We start from the raw sequence: 8,759 nt of genomic DNA, 5'->3' as shown, positions 1-8,759 counted from the left end.
GACCAGCCCGAGGATCTCCTCGGCGCGGGCGGCCAGGCGGCGGCCGGCGTCGGTCAGTTCGGCGCTGCGCGCGGTGCGGTCGAGCAGCGGGACGCCCGCCTCCCGCTCCAGCGTCGCGAGCTGCTGGGACACCGCCGAGGCCGTGTAGCCGAGGGCGTCCGCGGTCGCGGCGATGCTGCCGCGGCGGGCGAATTCGGAGAGCAGTTTGAGCCGGCGCACCTCGAGCATAAGCACATCTTATGCCGAGCATCGTTGAGAGGAGCTTGTCATGATGCTCCGAGCAGACCACCATGGAAACTGTCCCGGCCGGGTCACTCGCAGAGGTCACGCGATCACACCGCGCGACCCGCTCATCCATCACGCCGAACCTCTTACCTCCGTCCAGGAGTCTTGATGCCTGCGCTCAGCCCGTCCGCACTACGGCCGGTCTCGCTTTCGCCGCGTCCCGTCGCCCTGTCCGCCACGCTCGCCGTCAACGAGGCCCTCGCCCGCCGTGCCCGCGCGGGCCTGCCCGTCCTGCCGATGGGGTTCGGCGAGGCCGGGATCCCGATCCATCCCGCGCTCACCGAGGCCCTGTCCGAGGGCGCGGACCGCGGCGGGTACGGCCCGGTCGCCGGGTCCGACGAGCTGCGCGAGGCGGTCGCCGGGTACTGGACGCGCCGCGGCCTGCCGACGGCCCCCGACCGGATCGTCGCCGGCCCCGGCAGCAAGCCGCTGCTGTTCGCGCTGCTGATGGCGCTCGGCGGCGCGGTGGCCGTGCCCGCGCCGAGCTGGGTGTCGTACGCGGCCCAGGCCGCGCTGCTGGACGACGACGCGGTGATGCTCGCCACGCCGCCCGGCGAGGGCGGGGTGCCGAGCCCGGCACTGCTCGCCGACGCCTGCGTGCGGGCCCGGGCGGCGGGCCGTCCGCTGCGCGCGGTCGTGGTGACCCTCCCGGACAACCCGACGGGCACGCTGGCCTCCGCTGGAACGATCCAGCGGCTCTGCGAGGTGGCCCGCGACCACGACCTGGTGATCATCTCGGACGAGATCTACCGCGACCTGGTGCACGACCCGGCGCAGTCGGTCGAGAGCCCCTCCCGGTGGGCGCCGGAGCGGACGGTCGTCTCCACCGCGCTGAGCAAGAACCTCGCCGCGGGCGGGTGGCGGGTCGGCGTCGTCCGGGTGCCGGACGGGCCCTTCGGAACGCGGCTGCGGGACTCCCTCTCCGGGATCGCCAGCGAGATCTGGTCCAGCGCGCCCGCGCCGGTCCAGCACGCCGCCGCCTACGCCTTCGGCGAGCCGCCGGAGCTGGTCGAGCGGATCGACGCCAGCCGCCACCTGCACTCCGCGGTGGTCCGCGCGGTCGCCGACCGGTTCACCGCCGCCGGGGCGCGGGTGCCGCGGCCCCAGGGCGGCTTCTACCTCTACCCGGACCTCGCGCCCCTGCGGGAGCGGCTGAACGCCGACCACGGCGTGACCACGGGGGCCGAGCTGACCGGTCTGCTGCTGGAGCGCTACGGCGTCGGCGTCCTGCCCGGCTCGGCGTTCGGTGACGCTCCGGAGGCGCTGCGGATGCGGGTCGCGCCGAGCCTTCTTTACGGCGCCGACGACGAGCACCGGCTCGCCGCTCTGGACGCCTCCGACCCGGTGGCCCTGCCGTGGATCGCGGGCGCCCTCGACCGGCTGTCGGAGGTGCTGTCCGACCTCACCCGCGACGCCCTCGAACCCCTCCCCGAAGTGTGCTGACCGGTCGCTGAACGGTCGTTGACCGGATCCGGCCCGTCCACCGCCGGGACCACCGGCCCATCCCGCCGCCATCACGGGATGGGCCGGTTTCCGGTGGTGTAATCTGCGTCGTCGCGTGGGGCAATCGCCGATAAGCACCCAAGTGCGGTTCCAAGCACGGTCGTGCCGCGATTGCCCGGAGAAAACCGGAAACACTGCGATGCCACGGATGTGATCAATGGAGGCGAGGGGGCACGCCATGAGGCATGCACGGGACGGCGCGGCCGCCGCGATGAGCGCCGCGTCCCGGGTGCTCGTCGCCCGGGGCAAGAGCGAGCCCCAAGAGGTGGAGAACCCCGACGTCGCCTGGGGCCAGCGGGCCCGCGACGGTGTGTGGGTCCCCACCAAGGACGGCCAGCGCATCCACATCGGCGTCGACCTGACGGCGGCCGAGACCGTCCCGCAGGTGCTGCGGCCGACCCTGCGCGTGTTCGTCGGCGTCGACGTCGACACCGACCTGGTCGCCCAGACCACCGCGCACGGCGTCCGGCTGCTCACCGTCGTCCACGGGCCGAACGCGCCCATGGAGTTCCGGTTCCCGATCTCGCTCGGCGACGGCCTGGCCCTCGAGGCGATGCCGTCCGGCGGCTACGACGTCGTGCACCTGCGCTACGGCGCGACGGTGGGCCGCTTCTACAACCCCTGGGCCGGCGACTCGATGTTCCGGCAGATCAAGGCCGACTACGTGCTGGACGGCCAGGCCATCGTGATGCGGGTGCAGCACGAGGGCGCGACCTACCCGGTCATCGCCGACCCCAGCTACGCGCGCTGACGCGCCGTCCTGCGGTCCGCCGGAAACCGGGCCGCCGGAAACCGGGCCGCTAGCAACCGGGACCGCCCGAAGCCGGAGCCGCTAGGAGCTCGGGCGGCGCAGCGAGATCGGCTCGGCGAAGTCCAGCTCGCTGCCGATCTGGCGCAGCGTCCCGGCGCCGATCTTCCCCTTGCGGTAGAGCACGTTCAGCTTGGCGCGCTGCGCGCGGACCAGTTCGTCCCGGACCCGGGCGCTTCCGGGCGGCTCCCCCCGGTCCTCGCGGTCCTCGCCGCCCTCCTCCCCCTCCTCCTCCATCTCCTCGAGGAAGTACTCGACGCGCTCCAGGCGCAGTTCGAGCATCTGGCGGAACGCGTCGGCGGTCTTCTCGTCCACCTCCTCGGCGGAGGCCATCTCGTCCAGGCGCGCGAGGGCGGCGTTCGCCGCGGCGTGCCGCGCGACCATCGCCTCGCGGCGCCGCCGGTCGGTCTCCACCAGCCCGAACCGGCGCAGCAGCACCGGCAGCAGCGGCGCCTGCCCGACCAGGGTGACCAGGACCACCAGCGCGGTCAGCAGGACGTGCAGCTCGCGGTCGGGGCCCACGGCGGCGGGCAGCGACAGCGCGATGGCGAGGGAGATCGCGCCGCGCATGCCGGAGACCCCGATGACCGTCCGCTCCCGCCAGCCCAGGCCCTGCTGGCTGACCCGCCCGCCGGGCAGCAGGTCGGCGAGCGGCCCGTTGCCGAGCTCCCACAGCAGCCGCACGCCGATCACGACCGCCGAGACGGCCAGCGCGATCCACGTCACCTCCCACCAGGAGCGTCCGCCGGGCTCGTGCAGCAGCTCGCGGATCTCGAGGCCCAGCAGGACGAACAGCGCCGACTCCAGCAGGAACGTCACGATCCGCCAGAACATGGTGCCCAGCAGCCGGGAGGCGGGCTGCAGCAGACCCTCGCCCCGGGTGCCGAGGTAGAAGCCCGCGACGACGGCGGCCAGCACCCCGGACGCGCCGAAGGTCTCGGCCGGGATGTAGGCGATGTAGGGGGTGCCCAGCGACACGATGATCTGGCTGCTCGGGTCGGAGATCCACCGCCGCACCCGGCGGACGACCAGCCCGACCGCCAGGCCGTAGCCGACACCGCCGATCACCACCTGGCCGAGCCGGACCACGCCGTGGCCGACCGTGAACGGGGTGCTGACCGCCTCCACGGCCAGCCCGAACACCGTCAGCGCGACGCCGTCGTTGATCAGGCTCTCGCCCTCCAGGATCGTGGTCAGCCGGGGCGGCGCGCCGACCCGCTGCATCACCGACGTCGCGGCGACCGCGTCGGTGGGCGCGACGGCCGCGCCGAGCGCGATCGCGGCGGCCCAGCCGGTGCCGGGCAGCAGCCAGTACACGCTCCCGGCGACGGCGGCGGTGGTGACCAGGGTCAGCCCGAAGGCCAGCGCGAAGATCGGGAAGGCGTTGGCGCGGGTCTCCCGCGGGGCGGAGAAGAACGCCGCGTGGTAGACCAGCGGCGGCAGGAAGCCGAGCAGCACCAGGTGCGGGGAGACCGACACCGACGGCAGGCCGGGCATGAACCCGGCGCCGATCCCGAGGAGCACCAGCAGGATCGCGTCCGGGACGCCCAGCCGGTGGGCCAGGGCGCGGGCCAGCAGCACCACGATCGCCACGACCAGCAGCACGATGAACAGGCGGTCCTCCCCCACGAGTGATCGTTTCCCGCCCGTCGGCCGGAGTATGCGCGAAATGCGGACAGGCCCGATCGCGCGGAAAGGGACAGGACGGAACGGCGGGATGCCCGGGATGGGCCGGATCGCGGGCCGGGCGGACTAGGGTGAGAGCCCGCCGCTCTGCCCCCGGCCCGGTCCGTCCCCCGCCGTGCCGCGACCGACCGCCCCTCGGTCTCCGAGACTGGAGTGACCGTGATCTTCACCCATGACACCGAGCACGCCCTGGCGACCGTCGTCGACCTGGTCAACACCGCGCCCGCGGCGACCGGCGAGGAGGGCCTGCCCGACCTGGCCGCGCTGCGCGAGCTGCTCGACCGGCACCGGACCAGCGGCGTTCCCGACCTGACCGAGGGGGACCTGGCGGTCGTGCGCGTCCTGCGGGACCGCTTCCACGCGGTGTTCCTCGCCGCGGGCGACCCGCCCGCCGCCGTGGCCCTGGTGAACGAGGTCGTCGGCGGGGTGCGCGCCACCCCGCACCTGACCGACCACGACGGCTACCACTGGCACGTCCACTTCTTCGCTCCCGGCGCCCCCGTCGGCGAGCACCTGGCGGCCGACTGCGGGATGGCGCTGGCGTTCGTGGTCGCCGCCGGGGAGCTCGACCGGCTGCGCACCTGCGAGGCGCCCGACTGCGGCCGGGTGCTGGTCGACCTGTCCCGCAACCGCTGCCGCCGCTACTGCGACAGCCGCACCTGCGGCAACCGCATGCACGTGGCGGCCTACCGGGCCCGGCGGCGGGACGCCCAGGCCCCCGCCTAGGCGAACAGCCCGCGAGGTCGCTAACCTCGTGGAACCAGAATCTCGTTCATCTCCGGCCCAGGCCGCACAGATGGGCCCCGCGAACGACTAGGAAGCCTTGGAGGAACCCCTGTCCAGGCGCGCACTGATCACCGGCATCACCGGTCAGGACGGCTCGTACCTCGCCGAGCACCTGCTCGCCGAGGGCTACGAGGTCTGGGGGCTGGTGCGCGGGCAGGCCAACCCGCATGTGTCCCGGCTGCGCAAGCACGTCGGGGACGTCCGGATCACCACCGGCGACCTGCTCGACCAGGGCAGCCTGATCTCCGCGGTGGAGCGGGTCCAGCCCGACGAGGTGTACAACCTCGGCGCGATCTCCTACGTCCCGATGTCGTGGCAGCAGGCGGAGCTGACCGCCGAGGTCACCGGCATGGGCGTGCTGCGGATGCTGGAGGCGATCCGGGTCGTGTCGGGGATCGGCGGCTCGCGCACGCCGTCCCGGGAGGAGCAGATCCGGTTCTACCAGGCGTCCTCCTCGGAGATGTTCGGCATGGTCCGGGAGACACCGCAGAACGAGCGGACCCCGTTCCACCCGCGCAGCCCCTACGGCGTCGCCAAGACCTACGGGCACTACATCACCCAGAACTACCGCGAGTCGTACGGGATGTTCGCGGTCAGCGGCATCCTGTTCAACCACGAGTCGCCGCGCCGGGGCGCGGAGTTCGTCACCCGCAAGGTGACGCTGGGCGCGGCCCGGATCAAGCTCGGCCTCGCCTCGGAGCTGCGGCTGGGCAACCTGGACGCGCGCCGCGACTGGGGCTTCGCGGGCGACTACGCGCGCGCGATGCGGCTGATGCTGACCCAGGCGACGCCCGAGGACTACGTGATCGGCACCGGCAAGACCCAGTCGGTGCGCGACCTGGTCGAGTTCGCGTTCCGCACCGCCGGGCTGAACTGGGAGGACCACGTCGTCCTGGACGACCGGTACACCCGTCCCGCCGAGGTGGACCTGCTGTGCGCCGACCCGAAGAAGGCCCGCGCGCAGCTCGGCTGGGAGCCGGCGGTGACCTTCGAGGAGCTGGTCACCATGATGGTCGAGTCGGACCTGCGGCTGCTGTCGGGGTCGGCCCGCCCCGAGGACGAGCCCTTCAGCCCCGACCACTGGTGACGCGCGCGGCCCGGTGACACGGCGGTCCCGCGGCCGGGAGACGCGGCGGGCACGCGGTCCGGGCACGCGGCGGGTCACCTCCGGCGTGAACCCGGACCGGGCGGCATGCGACGATCGGTTCATGAGCACCTGTGAACACGCGGCGCGGCTGCCGTCGCCCGAACCCGCCCCCCGCACCCCCGAGGGCTGCGAGGAGTGCCTGCGCAACGGCACCCGCTGGGTGCACCTGCGGATGTGCCTGGACTGCGGGCACGTGGGCTGCTGCGACTCCTCCCCGCAGCGGCACGCCTCCGCGCACGCCGCCGAGGACAAGCACCCGGTGATCCGGTCCTTCGAGCCCGGTGAGGACTGGCGGTGGTGCTTCGTCGACGAGCAGATCGTCTGATGTCGGAGATCCGGCTGTCGCAGGCGCGGGGCCGCTGGATCCTGCTCGCGACGGTGCTCGGGTCGGGCGTGGCGTCGCTGGACGCCACGGTCGTCAACGTGGCGCTGCCGAGGCTGGCGGACGACCTGTCCGCCTCGATGGCCGGGCTCCAGTGGACCGTCAACGCCTACACCCTCACCCTCGCCGGGCTGATCCTGCTCGGCGGGTCGCTCGGCGACCGGTTCGGCCGCCGCCGGGTGTTCGTGATCGGCGTGGTCTGGTTCGCGACGGCCTCGGTGCTGTGCGGGGCGGCGCCGGACGTGGGGACGCTGATCGCCGCGCGGGCGCTGCAGGGCGTCGGCGGGGCCCTGCTGACCCCCGGCTCGCTGGCGATCATCCAGGCCTCGTTCGACGAGGACGACCGGCCGCGCGCGGTGGGCGCGTGGTCCGGGTTGTCGGGGGTGGCGGGCGCGGTCGGCCCGTTCGCGGGCGGCTGGCTGGTGGAGGCGGCCGGATGGCGCTGGGTGTTCCTGCTGAACGCGCCGTTGTCGGTGATCGTGGTGCTGGTGGCGCTGCGGCACGTCCCGGAGACCCGCGACCCGGACGCGACCGGCCGGTTCGACCTGGCGGGCGCGGCGCAGGCGGCGCTGACGCTGCCCTGGCCGACCTACGCGCTCACCGAGGCGCCGAACGGCGCGGGCGGCGGGGTCATGGTCGCCGCGGTGGCCGGTGTCGCCTGCGCGGTCGGCTTCGTGCTGGTGGAGCGCCGGCTGGGGCGCGGCGGCGGGCGGCGGAACCGGCCGCAGCCGATGCTGCCGCTGACGATGTTCGCCAACCGGGAGTTCTCCGCCGTCAACGCCGTCACCTTCATCGTGTACGGCGGGATGGGCGTGATGTTCTTCCTGTTCGTGCTGAACCTGCAGGTGGTGTCCGGGTTCACGCCGATCGCGGCGGGCACGGCCCTGCTGCCGGTGACGGTGCTGATGCTGCTGCTGTCGGCGCGGGCGGGCGCGCTCGCCCAGCGGATCGGCCCCCGGTGGCCGATGACGGTCGGGCTGGTGCTCGCGGCGGCCGGGATGGCGCTGGTGTCGCGGGTGGGGGCGCACGCGTCCTACTGGCGGGACGTGCTGCCCGGCGTGGTGGTGTTCGGCCTCGGCCTGTCCGCCATGGTCGCGCCGCTGACCGCGACCGTGCTGGCGAGCGCGGACGTCCGGCACGCGGGGATCGCGAGCGGGGTGAACAACGCGGTGGCGCGCGCCGCGGGCCTGCTCGCGGTCGCGGCGATCCCGCCGCTGGCCGGGCTGACCGGCGACGCCTACCGGAATCCGGCCATGTTCTCGAGCGGGTTCCGGCAGGCGATGCTCGTCTGCGCGGGCATGCTGCTGGCCGGGGCCGTGCTGACGCTGTTCACCGTCCGGGACGACGCGCTGCGCGCCGCGCCGGCCGGGCAGGTGCCGGAGTGCCAGACGCACTGCGCCGTCGGCGCGCCGCCGCTGGAGCAGCCCGAACGGGTCACCGCGACGCCCGCCGTCGCCGGGGCGGGAGCCGACGCGGGCGGCGGCGGAACCCCCGGGGGTCCCGCCGGTCCGGCGGACACCGGGATCGGCTGAGGCGCGGCCAGCCGTCGCCCGCACCGGCCGGCGGACACCAGGATCGGCTGAGGCCGCGCGGCCGTCGCCCGCACCGGCCGGAGGTCCGGAGGGGCGGGTCCCGCAGGCGCAGGGGCGCCCAGGGGACGCGACTGACCGGTTTGCCCGGGTTGTCGTCACCGTCGGTGGCGGCCACGCGATTCTCGGGCCGATTCCGGCTATGTCCAGGACCGGAGCAGTTCGTTGTCATACGGTCAGGGCATGAATCTGCGGCAGCTGCGCTATGTCGTGGCGACCGCCGACCACGGCACGATGACGTCGGCGGCCCAGGCGCTCTACGTCGCCCAGCCCGCGCTGTCGCGGGCGGTCCGGGAGCTGGAGCGCGAGCTCGGCGTGGAGCTGTTCGCCCGGTCCGGGCTCGGGGTCATGCTGACGCCGGAGGGCGAGCAGGTGGTCCGGCACGCGCGGGTCGCGCTGTCGGCGGTCGAGGCGATCGAGGGCCTGTCGCCCGCGGGCGCGGGCGGGCGCGGAGCGGACCTGCGGATCGCCACCACGCTGTCCCTGGAACCGGAGCTGACCGGGCGGCTGATCCCCCGGTTCGCGCGCGACCAGCCGGCCGTCCGGGTCCGGGTGGTGCGCTGCCCGGGCGCG

9 protein-coding genes are annotated in these 8,759 nt (G+C 74.3%); 7 read left to right on the top strand and 2 right to left on the bottom strand.

Going from position 1 to position 8,759, the window contains the following annotated elements; genetic code table 11:
* The coding region (locus tag AB0J52_RS17655; protein WP_500182655.1) for a LysR family transcriptional regulator at window positions 1–228 on the bottom strand (228 nt) is incomplete at its 3' end.
* A 165-nt stretch (window positions 229–393) separates the two neighbouring features.
* On the opposite strand from AB0J52_RS17655, the gene AB0J52_RS17650 reads away from it, so the two are divergent.
* Together AB0J52_RS17650 and AB0J52_RS17645 are read left to right on the top strand one after the other, a co-directional pair.
* Window positions 394–1,728 (top strand): pyridoxal phosphate-dependent aminotransferase, encoded by a 1,335-nt coding sequence (locus AB0J52_RS17650; RefSeq protein WP_500182654.1) that lies wholly within the window; start codon window positions 394–396, stop codon window positions 1,726–1,728.
* A gap of 238 nt (window positions 1,729–1,966) precedes the next feature.
* Entirely contained in the window at window positions 1,967–2,539 is a 573-nt protein-coding gene (locus AB0J52_RS17645) for a hypothetical protein (RefSeq protein WP_500182653.1), read from the top strand.
* Window positions 2,540–2,620: 81 nt separating this feature from the next.
* On the opposite strand, the gene AB0J52_RS17640 is transcribed toward AB0J52_RS17645, so the two are convergent.
* Window positions 2,621–4,225, bottom strand: coding sequence for a Na+/H+ antiporter (locus tag AB0J52_RS17640; RefSeq protein ID WP_500182652.1), 1,605 nt, complete (start codon window positions 4,223–4,225; stop codon window positions 2,621–2,623).
* Between the two features lie 216 nt (window positions 4,226–4,441).
* Between AB0J52_RS17640 and AB0J52_RS17635 the strand changes: the two genes are divergently transcribed.
* From AB0J52_RS17635 to AB0J52_RS17615, 5 genes are all read left to right on the top strand, one after another.
* On the top strand, window positions 4,442–5,008 hold the full coding sequence (locus AB0J52_RS17635) for a CGNR zinc finger domain-containing protein (protein WP_500182651.1): 567 nt from the start codon (window positions 4,442–4,444) through the stop codon (window positions 5,006–5,008).
* 109 nt (window positions 5,009–5,117) lie between these two features.
* Entirely contained in the window at window positions 5,118–6,155 is a 1,038-nt protein-coding gene (locus AB0J52_RS17630; RefSeq protein WP_500182656.1) for a GDP-mannose 4,6-dehydratase, read from the top strand.
* 121 nt (window positions 6,156–6,276) lie between these two features.
* Window positions 6,277–6,540 carry a ubiquitin carboxyl-terminal hydrolase 14 gene (locus AB0J52_RS17625; protein WP_500182650.1) on the top strand — a complete coding sequence of 88 codons (264 nt, stop codon included), beginning with the start codon at window positions 6,277–6,279 and terminating at the stop codon, window positions 6,538–6,540.
* Window positions 6,540–8,129: an MFS transporter gene (locus AB0J52_RS17620; RefSeq protein ID WP_500182649.1), complete on the top strand. Its 1,590-nt coding sequence runs from the start codon at window positions 6,540–6,542 to the stop codon at window positions 8,127–8,129. The genes AB0J52_RS17625 and AB0J52_RS17620 overlap by 1 nt, the downstream gene beginning before the upstream one ends.
* Window positions 8,130–8,369: 240 nt before the next feature.
* The coding region (locus AB0J52_RS17615; protein WP_500182648.1) for a LysR family transcriptional regulator at window positions 8,370–8,759 on the top strand (390 nt) is incomplete at its 3' end.

Source organism: Spirillospora sp. NPDC049652 (genome assembly GCF_040675125.1).
GTDB lineage: Bacteria > Actinomycetota > Actinomycetes > Streptosporangiales > Streptosporangiaceae > Spirillospora.
This window is presented reverse-complemented; position numbering and strand designations above follow the sequence as displayed.